Source organism: Paenibacillus sp. PSB04 (assembly GCF_025809195.1).
Taxonomy (GTDB): Bacteria; Bacillota; Bacilli; order Paenibacillales; family Paenibacillaceae; genus Paenibacillus_AQ; species Paenibacillus_AQ favisporus.
Window position 1 is genome coordinate 7,174,480 of record NZ_CP081301.1, and the last position, 13,229, is coordinate 7,187,708.

At 50.0% G+C, this 13,229-nt stretch carries 15 protein-coding genes and 1 tRNA gene; 6 read left to right on the forward strand and 10 right to left on the reverse strand.

Annotated features, from left to right (window positions below; genetic code table 11):
• Positions 1-132: 132 nt before the first annotated feature.
• The 3 genes from K2F33_RS32925 to K2F33_RS32935 all read right to left on the reverse strand — a co-directional run bounded on the left by K2F33_RS32925 (position 133) and on the right by K2F33_RS32935 (position 2,159).
• Positions 133-846, reverse strand: a complete 714-nt coding sequence (locus tag K2F33_RS32925; RefSeq protein ID WP_263880651.1) for an SDR family oxidoreductase — start codon at positions 844-846, stop codon at positions 133-135.
• Between the two features lie 54 nt (positions 847-900).
• Positions 901-1,455, reverse strand: coding sequence for an NAD(P)H-dependent oxidoreductase (locus tag K2F33_RS32930; RefSeq protein ID WP_089545835.1), 555 nt, complete (start codon positions 1,453-1,455; stop codon positions 901-903).
• Positions 1,456-1,580: 125 nt separating this feature from the next.
• Positions 1,581-2,159, reverse strand: coding sequence for a TetR/AcrR family transcriptional regulator (locus K2F33_RS32935; protein ID WP_116232286.1), 579 nt, complete (start codon positions 2,157-2,159; stop codon positions 1,581-1,583).
• 305 nt (positions 2,160-2,464) lie between these two features.
• Here K2F33_RS32935 and K2F33_RS32940 point away from each other — a divergent pair, with 305 nt between their 5' ends.
• Both K2F33_RS32940 and K2F33_RS32945 read left to right on the forward strand, forming a co-directional pair.
• Complete coding sequence (locus K2F33_RS32940; RefSeq protein WP_089545834.1) at positions 2,465-3,607, forward strand: family 8 glycosyl hydrolase; 1,143 nt, start codon at positions 2,465-2,467, stop codon at positions 3,605-3,607.
• A 250-nt stretch (positions 3,608-3,857) separates the two neighbouring features.
• A complete protein-coding gene (locus tag K2F33_RS32945; protein ID WP_076170443.1) occupies positions 3,858-4,355 on the forward strand; it encodes a MarR family winged helix-turn-helix transcriptional regulator in 498 nt (165 codons plus the stop codon).
• An 89-nt stretch (positions 4,356-4,444) separates the two neighbouring features.
• On the opposite strand, the gene lpdA is transcribed toward K2F33_RS32945, so the two are convergent.
• Entirely contained in the window at positions 4,445-5,833 is a 1,389-nt protein-coding gene (gene lpdA, locus K2F33_RS32950) for a dihydrolipoyl dehydrogenase (RefSeq protein WP_263880652.1), read from the reverse strand.
• A gap of 184 nt (positions 5,834-6,017) precedes the next feature.
• Between lpdA and K2F33_RS32955 the strand changes: the two genes are divergently transcribed.
• Both K2F33_RS32955 and K2F33_RS32960 read left to right on the forward strand, forming a co-directional pair.
• Positions 6,018-6,596, forward strand: a complete 579-nt coding sequence (locus K2F33_RS32955) for a TetR/AcrR family transcriptional regulator (RefSeq protein ID WP_263880653.1) — start codon at positions 6,018-6,020, stop codon at positions 6,594-6,596.
• A 195-nt stretch (positions 6,597-6,791) separates the two neighbouring features.
• Positions 6,792-7,238, forward strand: coding sequence for a GNAT family N-acetyltransferase (locus K2F33_RS32960; protein ID WP_263880654.1), 447 nt, complete (start codon positions 6,792-6,794; stop codon positions 7,236-7,238).
• 106 nt (positions 7,239-7,344) lie between these two features.
• On the opposite strand, the gene K2F33_RS32965 is transcribed toward K2F33_RS32960, so the two are convergent.
• Both K2F33_RS32965 and K2F33_RS32970 read right to left on the reverse strand, forming a co-directional pair.
• Positions 7,345-8,430 carry a Gfo/Idh/MocA family protein gene (locus K2F33_RS32965; protein WP_263880655.1) on the reverse strand — a complete coding sequence of 362 codons (1,086 nt, stop codon included), beginning with the start codon at positions 8,428-8,430 and terminating at the stop codon, positions 7,345-7,347.
• 49 nt (positions 8,431-8,479) lie between these two features.
• Positions 8,480-9,664, reverse strand: coding sequence for a Gfo/Idh/MocA family protein (locus K2F33_RS32970; protein ID WP_263880656.1), 1,185 nt, complete (start codon positions 9,662-9,664; stop codon positions 8,480-8,482).
• Positions 9,665-9,830: 166 nt separating this feature from the next.
• Here K2F33_RS32970 and K2F33_RS32975 point away from each other — a divergent pair, with 166 nt between their 5' ends.
• Positions 9,831-10,709, forward strand: a complete 879-nt coding sequence (locus tag K2F33_RS32975; RefSeq protein ID WP_263880657.1) for an AraC family transcriptional regulator — start codon at positions 9,831-9,833, stop codon at positions 10,707-10,709.
• A gap of 51 nt (positions 10,710-10,760) precedes the next feature.
• On the opposite strand, the gene K2F33_RS32980 is transcribed toward K2F33_RS32975, so the two are convergent.
• Both K2F33_RS32980 and nrdR read right to left on the reverse strand, forming a co-directional pair.
• Positions 10,761-10,833: transfer RNA gene (locus K2F33_RS32980), tRNA-Ala, on the reverse strand.
• A gap of 236 nt (positions 10,834-11,069) precedes the next feature.
• Complete coding sequence (gene nrdR / locus K2F33_RS32985; RefSeq protein WP_076170449.1) at positions 11,070-11,537, reverse strand: transcriptional regulator NrdR; 468 nt, start codon at positions 11,535-11,537, stop codon at positions 11,070-11,072.
• Between the two features lie 214 nt (positions 11,538-11,751).
• On the opposite strand from nrdR, the gene K2F33_RS32990 reads away from it, so the two are divergent.
• On the forward strand, positions 11,752-11,970 hold the full coding sequence (locus K2F33_RS32990; protein ID WP_076170450.1) for an alpha/beta-type small acid-soluble spore protein: 219 nt from the start codon (positions 11,752-11,754) through the stop codon (positions 11,968-11,970).
• Between the two features lie 91 nt (positions 11,971-12,061).
• On the opposite strand, the gene K2F33_RS32995 is transcribed toward K2F33_RS32990, so the two are convergent.
• Positions 12,062-12,625 carry a lytic transglycosylase domain-containing protein gene (locus K2F33_RS32995; RefSeq protein ID WP_076170451.1) on the reverse strand — a complete coding sequence of 188 codons (564 nt, stop codon included), beginning with the start codon at positions 12,623-12,625 and terminating at the stop codon, positions 12,062-12,064.
• Positions 12,622-13,218, reverse strand: coding sequence for a dephospho-CoA kinase (gene coaE / locus K2F33_RS33000; protein WP_076170452.1), 597 nt, complete (start codon positions 13,216-13,218; stop codon positions 12,622-12,624). Before coaE ends, K2F33_RS32995 begins: the two co-directional genes overlap by 4 nt.
• Positions 13,219-13,229 lie beyond the last annotated feature (11 nt).

A 13,229-nucleotide genomic window follows, 5' to 3' on the forward strand; every position in this document is an offset into this window, starting at 1 on the left:
TTTATGTCCCTCCACTTATTCTGATTATCCTTTTGATTATATGACATGAGATGTCATATGCAAAGCAAAAATACGAAAGAACAAGAAAAAGCCCTTGATCTCTCAAGGGCTTTTGCCGATATATAGAAGTATTTACCACGGAAGCTTGTCATCCATGTAGAAAAATCCGCCGGTTGGTCCATCCTCAGGTATCGTTGCCAGCCGAACAGCCGTCACCGCGCCTTCTTCGGCCGTTAGCTCAGCCTTGTCACCGCCCATGCGGGTCTTAACCAACCCCGGATGCACCGCGTTAACTTTCAGGTTCGTCCCGCTGGTCTTTTGCGCCCAATAGGCCGTCAGCATATTCAGCGCCGCTTTCGAGGCTGAATAGGCGGGGGTCGCAATACGCTGCGCCAGCTCGTTCGTCAGAATAAATTGCATCGAGCCGAGCGCGCTGCTTTGGTTCACGATCCGCCCTGCCTCACTTTTCAGCAGCAATGGCATCAGTGCCTCCGTAATAAAATAAGGCGCAAACGTGTTCACTTCAAACGTATCTCTGAAAGCGTCGCCTTCATATCCGGATTTTTCCAGGTGGACGCCTGCATTGTTGACCAGAATATCGAGCCGGCCGTATTCCGTTTCAATCCACTTCGCAAGCTCCGTGATATGGGCTTCATTCGTCACCTCCAGCTGAACGCCGACCGCTTCGATCCCCTGCTGACGCAGCTCCGACGCCGCCTGATCCGCCGCTTCTTTCGTCCGTGCTGCTGTTAATACCGTAATGCCCTGCTGCCCCAATTGTTTGGCCACCTCAAATCCGATTCCTTTGCTGGCTCCCGTCACAAGTGCAATTTTGCTGTTATTCATCTTCATTTCCTCCCTGTTATTGTTTTGATGAAAATGGTCATCGTTATGAAATGATCAAAGAATTTCAAGTGCTTCGTATCGCACGGGCTGCGCCTCAACCAAGTGCTTGACATACGCGGCCTGGCTGTCGGCGATCTGCTCATCCGTCACATGATGCGCGTTATGCAGTGCAAAGGGCGGGAGATAGCGGGCGCTAACATAGTTAGCCAGCGCTTCCACCGGCTTCGCGATATCCCTGATCGTAAACAGGTTGTATCCTCCCGGTTGATACGAAGCCGCGGTGCCTGAAGTCGAGATGGCAATACCGATTTCTTTCCCTTTCAAGCGGTCCCCTCCAGGACCGAAAGCCCAGCCGTAGGTGAGAACCTCATCAAACCACTGTTTGAGGAGCGGCGGCGTGCTGTACCAGTACAGCGGGTATTGAAAAATAATCCGGTCATGGCTCTCCAGCAAACTTTGCTCCCGTGCGACGTCGATCTTTTTGTCCGGATAGGCTTCATACAGCAGGTGTACGGTCGTCTCTGCTTGCTTTTGTGCCGCTTCGGTCCAGGCCCGGTTGATCCGGGAGGCTTGTAAATCGGGATGTGCAGCAATAATTAACGTCTTCATAATGATGGTCTCCTTTTTTGAGAATGATCGTTCTATTAACAATGCGTCATGCTATGCTCATTAAAAAGATTAAGCACTGTTATTTTGAGAACGATCATTCTATAATTATGAAAAAAAATATGTTTTTATTTTTTGACGAAGCGTATCGATACGTCTGCGATCCGCTCCAGTTTTTCTTGGGGAATGGACGTCCGTTTCATCACTCGAATTCCCACCAGCGCGTTATGAAGGTACTCCGCCAATTCTTCCGCTTCGTATTCCCTTGTAAACTCTCCGTTCTGCTGCCCCCAAAACACGATTTCCCTCACCAGCTGCTCGGCTTTGGCAAATGCCTCCGTCGCCTTTGCGTCCACCTCTTCATCACGGATCCCCAGTTCCACGGCCGAGTTCACAACCATGCAGCCTGGCGGTACGTCTTCATCCCCATGAATCATGTATTGGAAAACAAACTTCAGCGCTTGTTCGGCCGTTTCCGACTGCTTAACCCCTGCGGACATTCTGGCGTTGAACCGTTCCCCAAAGCGGTCGATCGCTTTCAGGAACAACGTATGCTTATCGGTGAACGTATCATACAGGCTTCTGCGGTGAATGCCCATATGCTCGACAAGGTCGTTCATGGATGTCTTCTCGTAGCCCTGTTCCCAGAACAGCTTCATCGCTTTCTCGAGAACGGCACTTTCCTCAAATTCTTTGCTTCTGGCCACCCCGTACACCTCCTTCCGTTATATTATCATTTCGGGAATCATCGGTATAGAAAATCTGTCCTTTCCGCTTCCCTTTCCTTTCGCTTATCTTAGAACAGTATTGCCTATTTTGAGAATGTACATTCTACTTCGAACGCTGTGAACCCTTTTCTTTACGAATTCAGCATAACATATAGGGAACGATCGGTAAAGTATTATTTTTGTACATCGGAACACGAACATCTATAATTTGAAGGGTAAACGCTTTAATTTTTAGAGTGCCCCTTATGTTACGATAAGCTTAAACTAACAGCTGGAGGTTGATTATGGCTCTAACGATGCAAGGAGCGTTTTATACCGGCCAATATCGGAATGTATTCCTGGAAGCGGGTTATTCGCCAGAGGAGATCGACGCAAGGCTCGAACAGGCGTGGAATGACCTGTTTGACGGTGCACCTGAGGTTCGGATCTACTTTCCTCTTGGCGAGGATAAAGGATATGTTCTGGATACAGGCAATTCGGACGTCCGCACCGAAGGCATGTCATACGGCATGATGATGGCCGTTCAGATGGATAAGAAAGACATCTTCGACCGGCTCTGGAATTTTTCCAAATCGTATATGCAGCATAAGGAAGGACGCTACAAGGATTATTTCGCCTGGCACTGCAAGCCGGACGGCACCCGCTTGTCTCCTGGACCTGCTCCTGACGGGGAGGAATATTTTGCAATGGCCCTGTTCTTTGCTTCAAGCCGGTGGGGCGACGGACTGCCGCCGTACGATTACTCCGAGCAGGCGAAGACGATTCTTCGCGCTTGCGTTCATAAAGGCCGGGACCAGGAAGGAGATCCGATGTGGGACCCTGCAACCAAGCTCATCAAGTTCATTCCGGAGTCTCCCTTCAGCGATCCATCCTATCACCTTCCCCATTTCTATGAGCTGTTCGCCGAGCGTGCCGACGAACGGGATCGAACTTTTTGGAAAGAAGCTGCCGTCGCCAGCCGGGCTTATCTGCATCTGGCCTGTCACCCCCAAACAGGACTGTCTCCGGAGTATGCGAATTATGACGGCACGCCGGCTGAACCGCAGCCCCATGGCGATTACCGCCATTTCTTCAGCGATGCGTACCGGGTGGCGGCCAACATTGCCCTCGACTGGGAATGGTTCCGCCAGGACCCATGGCAGGTCGGGCAGTCCAACCGGATTCAGCGGTTTTTCCGGGAGATCGAGCCTTCCGAATACCGGAGATACCGCATCGACGGGAGCCCTTTCGAAGAGCCTGCCCTGCACCCCATCGGGCTGTTGGCTACCAATGCGATGGCATCGCTGGCCGCCGACGGTGAAGATGCGCTCCCCTTTGTTCACAAGTTCTGGAGCACACCGCTTAGAACCGGCATTCGCCGATATTACGACAACTGCCTTTATTTCTTTAGCCTCCTCGCGCTAAGCGGAAAATATCGTATTTATTAAACATACTGAGAGAAACTAGAAAACCCTTGATAAACAAACAAGGGTTTTCTTTCTGCTTAATTGCAGTTCCTCCGTTGCTGATCTTTAAGCCTCCTTCACATTGCGTAAAACCGCCCTTTTCGTGGATTGGGTCGAAATAGACGCCATAATGTGACTATGCAGAGTAAATAAGTCTTGATCGGCAAATCATCTTAATATAATGTTTATCTTAACGAGAAAAGACATAAGTCGCATACGCGGAGGAATCAAGATGTCAAAAGAAAAGGACCGCGTGTCACCTGAACTCGCTTCCTTACAGCAGGAAATGGTGCACGAGCTGCGCCAGAACAGCACCCGTGCCGTAATGTTCCATCAGCTCATTTCGGAACGATTGGGGTTGAACGCCACCGATCACAAATGCCTGGATTACTTGAATCAAGCCGGACCTGTCACGGCCGGCCAGCTGGCCCAGTTAACCGGGCTTACAACCGGTGCTGTGACCAGTGTCATCGACCGGCTCGAACAAGCGGGTTATGTCATCCGGGATAAGGATCCGAACGATCGCAGACGTGTCGTCGTCAAACCGGTGCCGGAAGGCTCGGCATCCATCTCTCCCTTGTTCCAATCGATTATGCAGTCGACGCTCGAGATCGTCTCGCAGTATACGGAGCAGGAACTGCAGCTGATTTTGAACTTCATCCGGCAGTGCAATGAGATGACTTTAACCGAGATGAACAAGATGAAGAATGAGAAAGACAGGATGAGCTGAGTATGAATCGCCGTCATGAAAGCCGTTTGCTCTCGCAAATGGCTTTTCTTTTGGGCAAAAGGCCACATTTATTTCGCCATTCTCATTATTTATTTTACAATCCTCATTTTTCTCACCGCGTTCTCGGCCGCGTCCATAATGACTTCCCCTAACGTAGGATGGGGATGAATTGTCATCGCCAAATCCTCTACGGTCGCTCCCATTTCGATCGCCAAGACCAGCTCCGATATGAGGGTTGACGCCTCTATGCCCACGATTTGCGCTCCTTTAACGATCCCCGACGCTTGATCCGCAATGATCTTCACAAATCCTGGCTCTTCTTTCAGCGCCAAAGCTCTGCCATTAATACTAAAGGAGGATTTGCCTGCGATAACCGGGATCCCTTGCTCCTTGCATGCTGTCTCTGTCAGACCAGCGCTGGCCAATTCAGGTTCGGAAAACACAACAAGCGGAATAGCTCTGTAATCCACAATAGAAGGTTTGCCGGCGATAGCTTCTGCCGCAACTTTAGCTTCGTAGGAAGCTTTATGGGCCAGAGCCGGACCTTCCGTAATGTCACCGATCGCAAATATATGCGGAACTGCCGTTCTGCACTGAGCGTCCGTTTCGATCAGCCCCCTGACCGTTGTCTGCAAGCCGATGTTCTCGAGCCCTAATTCGCCGTCCGTATTCGGTCTTCTTCCAACAGTCACCAGCGCATATTCTGCTCTTACAGTACGCTGCTCATCTTGACACATATAGCTGAGCGTCAGCCCGTCTGCATCCTGTTCCGCATGGACGGCTATAGCCTCCGTAATGATAGTTACACCGTCTTCGTTTAACTGCCGTACAACCGGAGCCACAAGGTCCGCCTCAAATCCGGGCAGCACCTGTCCTCCTCCCTCCAGAATCGTAACTTTTGTTCCGAATTTGGCATACATTTGCCCCAGTTCAACGCCGATATAACCGCCGCCGATTACGACCAGGCTCGATGGAATTTGTGAAAGGGACAACGCTTCAGTGGAAGACATAATACGTCCGCCGTAGGGCAAAGCCGCAAGCTCAATTGGACGAGAACCGGTTGCTAAGATGGCGTGTTTAAAAGAAATCCTTTGTTCGGCTCCCGCTTGTTGAATGGAAGCGGTGTGCTCGTCGATCAAGCGTGCCTCTCCTTCAAGAACCGATACTCCGGCCGTCTTTAATAAATATTGAACTCCACGGGCTTGCTTATTTACGACGGCTTGTTTAAAGCCCTGAGCATCCTCAAAGGAAGCAGCAGCAGCAACTGCCTGATTCCATTGCTTATGCTGCTTGAAGCGATGTGCTTCCCCAATCAACGCTTTGGAAGGAATGCAACCTATATTGGTGCACACGCCACCGACCCGGCCGCGCTCAACGACAGCCGTTGTCATTCCAAGCTGTGCTGACCGAAGCGCCGCCACATAACCTCCCGGACCCGATCCTATTACCAGGGTATCTACCGATTTAAGGTCGATCATAATTTTGCACCTCCGAAATAAAATATGATGAACATAATATATTATAGTCATCATATTTTATAACAGTCAATATCCCTGCTTGTTTGCCATAAGATCCAAACGACTGGACCGAGGAAATTGACAGGTTTTATTATGATGCCTATAATATTTTAAAATGCGTTTTTTCCTAGTAGGAGTGATTGTTTTGCCATATCCGGAAGGTCACAAATTAAAGGTTCGCGGCCGGATTATTGAAAGTGCAGCCAAAGCCATTCGGGCCAGCGGAGTACAGGGCATCAGCGTTCCCTTTATTATGAAGGGTGCCGGTCTGACGCACGGGGGGTTCTATTCCCACTTTGACAATAAAGAGCAATTGGTCGCTGAAACTTGCCGCTTTGCGATCAGCGAGACCATTGCCCTGCTGCAGAAGGCGGCGGACCAGGAAAAGGAAGCACCCAAAATCCACGCAGTCATTCATTATTATTTGAGTCCGCAGCATCGCGACCAGACCGAGGTGGGCTGCATTCTTCCCGCCCTTTCCGGGGAAGTATCCCGAATGTCCGATGAGGTGCGCGAAGTCTTTACCGAGGAGCTGCAGCGCATGATTGATTTTATCTCTGATCTGGCAGAAGTCGATCCGTTGACTGGCCAAGCTTTGCTGAGCCTTATGGTCGGCACGATTGTACTGGCGCGTTCCGTTAGTGATGCCGAGCTGAGTGACAGTTTATTATCGACAGGCAGGCAGCATGCCAAAGATCTTATCAAGACAAGCGTGCAGAGCTAAATTGAGATTGAGATGGTCACAGCCTTTTTGTCCTCAGACCAACCAATATGATTTTCAAGCCCCGTTATTCGGGGCTTTTTTGATTCTCACAGGTGTTTTCAACCGCAGAGAGTTATTTTTATTGCACTTACAACATAATTCATCCTATAATTTGAATAACGATCATTGAATACATCATGAAAGGGACGAAAACGATTGAAAACCCAAAGAATTAATCTACCTGAAGAGTTAGAGGCTGCATTTGCTATCCGGAGGAACGTATTTGTTGAGGAACAGGGCGTGCCGCTGAATGATGAATTCGACGAGTTTGATACTTTGGGTGGACCATGTGAGCACATCATCGCCTATTATGATGGTCAGCCCGTAGGAACGGGAAGGATACGAATTCATGAAGGATCCGGAAAGCTGGAGCGGATTTGCATCCTGCAGCCTTACCGCAAATTTGGAATCGGGAGAAGGATCATTGCATCGTTAGAAGAAATCGCTAAAGACAAAGGGATACAGCAGGTTAAACTGCACGGGCAAAGTCAGGCGGAAGGGTTCTATAAGAAACTTGGGTATCGAACTTCCTCGGAGGAATTTATGGAAGATGGCATACCTCATATCCTCATGGTCAAACAACTGACAAATCAACCTAAATAACGAATAAGGGAGGGTTGTATGATATATACGAGACCCTCCCCAGCTTATTTTTAACAGATGCAATATTAAGCAGCTGCTCCATGAACTTCATGGCCTGGTCATGCAATCAGCTGCCGCCGCGGGTTACGTCCATCGCCATTTCCTGCGCTTTCAAACACAATTCCGCCGCCATAAACGCATGCTCCTGCGTCATGGCATTTTCGGTCCGGTTCAGACAGTCAAGAATGAGTTCTCCAAAGAACGGATATCCAACCTGTCCGTCAACATGAAAATGGTATTCCCCTTCCTGATTGACCAGGTAGACATGATTGCCGGTCCGATCGCGGGAGATATCGATATATTTTCTCAGCTCAATATAACCTTCGGTTCCCAATATCAGCGTGCGTCCGTCTCCCCATGAACCTAAGCCGTCCGGCGTAAACCAGTCCACCCGGAAATATTGCGTGGCCCCGTTGTCCCCCAGCAGGGTGGCATCGCCAAAATCCTCAAGCTCCGGATATTCAGGGTTGTTGTAGTTTGCCACTTTACTGTGCAGCACCTCCGCTTGTTTACAACCCGCATAAAAAAGAAACTGCTCGACCTGGTGGCTGCCAATATCGCATAGAATTCCTCCGTATTGCTTCTTTTGAAAAAACCACTCCGGCCGGGACGAAGCGTTTAACCGATGCGGTCCGAATCCCGTCACCTGCAGCACCCGCCCGATCGCGCCCTGCTCAATGAGCTGCCCGGCATAAACCGCCGATTCGACATGCAGCCTTTCGCTGTAATAAACCATATACTTTCTTCCGGTTTCACGCACTTTGGCTCGGGCCGACTCCAGCTGCTCAAGCGTGGTAAAGGGAGCTTTATCCGTAAAATAATCTTTGCCTGCGTCCATCACCCGGAGACCGAGCGCACATCGTTCCGAAGTAACGGCTGCTCCTGAAACAAGCTGAACCTGCGGATCTGAAAATATCTCTTCCTCGGAGGCTGCAATCGTTACTTGAGGATAGGTTCGTGCGAATGCTTCCGCTTTGGCCCGGTCACGGTCATAAACCCACTTTAATGTAGCGCCTGCCTCGATCAGTCCGTTGACCATCCCATAGATGTGCCCATGATCGAGCGCTACCGCGGCAATCACAAATTCACCCGGCTTGACCACCGGATTGGGTTTCCCTTTCGGGGCATAATTCATCCCGTCGTTCTTCTGCATCTCCTTCATCCCTTTCGCGTTTAAGGTTGTCCATCCCGATGATTGGGATTTACTGTTCGCCTGACGTTTGTCCGTTCGTTACACTGCCGTAACGGCTTCCTGTCGTTATTTTCAGATCCGCAAAATTTTCAACGCTGCTGCCCTTTTCGTAAAAATGTGGTGCATTCTTCATCAGGCCCTCCCGCGTATAAAAAGGATCGTCCTGCTGCAGGGGAAGTTTGACCTTTTCTCCGGTGCTTGCGGATTTGTAAATGCTCATAATGAGTTCCAACGTATTCCGCCCGCTGATTCCGTCAATCATGACCGGCGCCCCCGTTTCGATGGCATTCAGCACATTATCGATCTGTGCCGTATGGCCTTCGTATGGCAGATCCGGCAGCTCGTTGTAATATTGCTGGATTTTCTCCTCGAGAGAGGGTTCCCGCTCCGGGAAGCCGTTCGGCAGTGACCTGGACGCCGTGACCCGCCACGGCGCCGAGATCCGGGCATGCTCACCCTGGAAAATAAACTGCTGTTCTTCACCATGATGAACGACGGAGCTTGTAATTTGCCCTAAGCTGCCGTTCGGATATTTCAAAATCGCGATGGACAAATCCTCCACTTCCGCATTGTCATGCGCGACGTTGCTCATATATGCCTGAAGCTCGCTGGGCTGACCCAGCATCCAGAGCAAGGCGTCGATATGATGAACCGCATGGTTCAGCGTCGGACCGCCTCCCTCCTTCTCCCACGTGCCGCGCCACCATAAATCGTAATAGCAATGGCCCCGCCACCAGAACGAATCTACCTGGGCATGAAGAATTCTGCCGGCCAATCCGCTGTCCACAACGTGCTTCAGCTTCATAATCGGATTTCTGAAACGATTTTGGGCAATGACGGACAATACTTTCCCGTTTTGTTCCGCAGCTTTGATCATGGCATCGCATTCTTCAAGAGAGGAAGCCATCGGTTTTTCCACGATCACATGACTGCCTGCATTCAGAAAATCAATAGTAACGGGCGCATGAACAAACGGAGGCAGACAAACGGAAACCAGGTCGATCTCCTGATCAAGCAGTTCCTTGTAATCTTTAACTATGACAGCATCCAAACCGTATTGCTCCCGCTTGCTTTCGGCCTTCTCGGGATAAAGATCGCATAAAGCAACAATGCTGCAGCGGTCTTTCAACTGCAGATAACCTTCGATATGAGCGGACGAAATCGCCCCGGTCCCAATAATCGCAACCTTGATCATTTCGGTTAACCTCCCCTGAGCTTTCTTCATTGGCATATAAGGATATTAACTGAAGCTGCGAGAACATTGTGCTTCGCTGTGGGGGAAAAAATAACACTAGATTGCGGTTCTGCGATAGAATAGATTCGAAAGCGAGTACATACGGGGGAAGAAGGAGGCAGCGGCCATGTCTTTTGTAGCGGGTAACTATAGCGAGGTGCCCCTGCATTTTGCCTATAAACGAAAAAGCGTCAACGATGAGCATAAGGAAACCTTCCACTCCCATCTCGGGGTGGAAATATTGTTGATCCATCAAGGGAAAGGGACGATGATCGTCAATAACAACCGCTACGACATCAAACCGGGCATGCTCTGCATTTTTCAGCCTTATCAGCTTCATCATCTCAAGCTCGAATACGACGAAGGCCAATGCTTCGAACGCTCTCTCGTGACCTTTGAACCGACGATGTTTGAGTCTTATTTTGAAAAATGGCCTTCGCTTCATACCTTTTATCGATTCTTGTATTTAGGGGAACTCTCAGTTCCGTGCTTGTATGACACCGGGGATGAGCTCCACATCCTGGACGCTGTCTACAAAAGCTTGGATAATCAATTACCCGCGCTTTCAGATGCAGAAAGATATGAGGAATTTTCTTTATTTCTCGTCATGCTGTACCGTTCGATCCAACACGTATGGGATCAGCGGACGGAAGCCGGGCTGCCGAAACCGGCCCTTCGCCAAAATCATCAGGTGGAGCACATATTGACATGGATCGAGGCCAACTATACGTTACCGTTTCGGCTGGACGACATGGCCAAGTCGCTGCATTTATCTCCCTATCATGTTTCGCATCTCTTCAAAGAGGCGACAGGCATCAGCATCTCCGAATACATCATGGCCCGCCGGGTCCATCAATCCGTTCTGCTGTTAACGACCACGAAAAAACCAATCTCGCTCATTGCTGAGGAGATTGGTTTAGCGAACAGCTCTTATTTTTGTAAATTGTTCAAACTGCGCATGGGCATTACCCCACACCAGTATCGGAAGAAGTGGGCCAGGGCTTAAAATTAAAAAAGACAAACAAAAAAACCCTTGATTCCCAAGGGTTTTCTTCTATGGAGCCTAGGGGGATCGAACCCCTGACCTCATCGCTGCCAGCGATGCGCTCTCCCAGCTGAGCTAAGGCCCCTTAATATTTTCTACTGATTTATTATGTATCAGCGACTCTTATAATTTATCAAAGATTTATGCATGTGTCAACAAAAAAATTCAAAAAAAAGATTTGGAGCTCATGCAAGTGTTCAGCCTCATGCTCTCATGCCATGACCACCGCCAAAAGCAAAAGAGGCCTTGTAAGGCCCTTTTGCTCTTTAAGATGGTTGCATCCTCTGTAACGGATCGGCAAAGCAGCATACCCCTTAACGGTTAGTCCTCCACCGTATTTTTGGACAGCAGCCCCTTCAGCTCTTTCATGAACATGTTGATATCTTTAAATTGGCGGTAAACCGACGCAAAGCGGACATAAGCCACCTCATCCACCGGATACAGCTGCTCCATCACCAGCTCGCCGATCTGGCGGCTCTCCACCTCCGCCACGGCGGTGTTGCGCAGTGATTTCTCCACCTCGGAGACGATCATGTCGAGCTGCTCGACAGATACCGGGCGCTTCTCGCAGGCGCGAATCAGGCCGCGGAGGATTTTATCCCGGCTGAACTCTTCCCGGCTTCCATCCTTCTTGATGACCATCAGCGGCGTTTCCTCCACCATCTCAAACGTGGTAAAGCGCCGGCTGCACTTCTCGCACTCACGCCTGCGGCGGATCGATTTATTTTCGTTAGCGGGCCGTGAGTCCAGCACTTTCGTGCCGGCATAATCACAGTACGGACATTTCATGGTAAACTCCCTTCCTTTGCAAATCACGGTGTATATAGAACAAAATCACGAACATTCACAGGGTCCGAATACCGCGAACCCTTATCCCATCAGGGATTAGCTTGCCGCCTCACCGAAATGTATTAAATTTCCAACAAAAACTTTTCAAAAAGAGTAATGAACTTTTGAGCTTCGAGACATAATACATTTACAAACAGCGAGGAGGTGAACAACAATGGCTTCCAACAACAACAGCTCCAACAACCTGGTAGTACCTAAAGCTACCGCAGCCCTGAACCAATTGAAATATGAAGTCGCTCAAGAACTGGGTATCAGCATCCCACAAGACGGATACCAAGGCAACATGACTGCATATGAGAACGGTTCGATCGGGGGACTTATCACTAAACGTTTGGTGACCCTGGCTGAACAACAACTGGCTGGTCAATTCTAATTCGGTTTGATACCCGAAGAAGTGTTGGAGACGCTAACCTAGCTTCTCCAATGCTTCTTTTGTTATGTTTAGCGACAGAACAGTACTCCCTTTAAAACTCGCTGTATATCCGCGTGTACTGATTGTAGTAATAAATGACCCGCTGGACGTAGTGCCGGGTTTCCCCGATGGGAATATTTTTGACCGAGTCGTAGGTCCCGTCCCATACGCCCCTTTTCAGCCAACCGTCCACTTTACCAGGCCCCGCGTTGTATGCGGCGATCACGGCAATCCGGTTTCCTTTAAACTGCTCCGACAGCGTTTTGAGATACCAGGTGCCGATTTCGATGCTGGCCTCCGGCTCATGCTTAATATGGTCCAGCGTCACCTCCGGAAGCTTGGCCTTTTCCATCGCCCAATTGGCCGTATCCGGCATTAACTGCATCAGGCCGAGAGCCCCCTTCTTGGACTCCTTGCCCAGCTTGTAATTGGATTCCACCCGGATAATTGAAGCCACCAGAAACGGGTCGACGTCATAACGCTCAGCCTGCTCGCGAATGTTCTCTTTATAATGAATCGGGTAAAACCACGACATCCAGTTCGTATTAAAAAACAGGATGACGACAAATCCTAAGAACAACAGAAGAAGCACTCTTTTTTTGCGTAAAAACTTCATAGCAGGCCCTTCCGGTTCCAAAATTCATCCACTTGGCGCTCCGTCTCGGAAGGTTGTCCACTGTTGTCGATCACAACGTCGGCCCGCTTCTTCTTCTCTTCGATATCCATTTGGGAACGAATCCGCGCGACCGCTTCATCCTTCGTCAGCCGATTCCTCTCCATCAGGCGTTCCACCTGAACCTCAAACGGGGCATAGACCAGCAGGACCTGCTCAAACATCGCTTCCAGACCCGATTCAAACAGGAGCGGGATGTCCACCACTACCAGGCGGTCCGGGTGCTCCTGTTCAAAGGTGTGCATCTGCTCCCGGATCTCCTGACGGATCGCAGGATGCGTAATATCGTTCAGAGCTTTGCGCTCGCCCGGATCGTGAAACACGATATCCCCCAGGCGTCTGCGGTCCAGCGTTCCGTCCGGAAGGAGGATGGCTTGTCCAAAATGCTCGACGGCCGCCGCCAAAACCGGATGACCCGGGAGCATGACTTCCCGGGCGATGACGTCGGCGTCAACAAGCAGCGCCCCCTTGCTGACTAAGAGGGCGGATACGGTACTTTTTCCTGTCGCTATTCCTCCGGTTAACCCGATGTTCATATCCTTAACTC

What these genes read in the sequence shown, in the direction of transcription:
- K2F33_RS32925 (WP_263880651.1), bottom strand. Translation starts at nt 846, where the DNA reads ATGAATAACAGCAAAATTGCACTTGTGACGGGAGCCAGCAAAGGAATC.
- K2F33_RS32975 (WP_263880657.1), top strand. Translation starts at nt 9,831, where the DNA reads ATGTCTTTTGTAGCGGGTAACTATAGCGAGGTGCCCCTGCATTTTGCC.
- K2F33_RS32940 (WP_089545834.1), top strand. Translation starts at nt 2,465, where the DNA reads ATGGCTCTAACGATGCAAGGAGCGTTTTATACCGGCCAATATCGGAAT.
- coaE (WP_076170452.1), bottom strand. Translation starts at nt 13,218, where the DNA reads ATGAACATCGGGTTAACCGGAGGAATAGCGACAGGAAAAAGTACCGTA.
- K2F33_RS32930 (WP_089545835.1), bottom strand. Translation starts at nt 1,455, where the DNA reads ATGAAGACGTTAATTATTGCTGCACATCCCGATTTACAAGCCTCCCGG.
- K2F33_RS32965 (WP_263880655.1), bottom strand. Translation starts at nt 8,430, where the DNA reads ATGCAGAAGAACGACGGGATGAATTATGCCCCGAAAGGGAAACCCAAT.
- lpdA (WP_263880652.1), bottom strand. Translation starts at nt 5,833, where the DNA reads ATGATCGACCTTAAATCGGTAGATACCCTGGTAATAGGATCGGGTCCG.
- K2F33_RS32990 (WP_076170450.1), top strand. Translation starts at nt 11,752, where the DNA reads ATGGCTTCCAACAACAACAGCTCCAACAACCTGGTAGTACCTAAAGCT.
- nrdR (WP_076170449.1), bottom strand. Translation starts at nt 11,537, where the DNA reads ATGAAATGTCCGTACTGTGATTATGCCGGCACGAAAGTGCTGGACTCA.
- K2F33_RS32970 (WP_263880656.1), bottom strand. Translation starts at nt 9,664, where the DNA reads ATGATCAAGGTTGCGATTATTGGGACCGGGGCGATTTCGTCCGCTCAT.
- K2F33_RS32995 (WP_076170451.1), bottom strand. Translation starts at nt 12,625, where the DNA reads ATGAAGTTTTTACGCAAAAAAAGAGTGCTTCTTCTGTTGTTCTTAGGA.
- K2F33_RS32945 (WP_076170443.1), top strand. Translation starts at nt 3,858, where the DNA reads ATGTCAAAAGAAAAGGACCGCGTGTCACCTGAACTCGCTTCCTTACAG.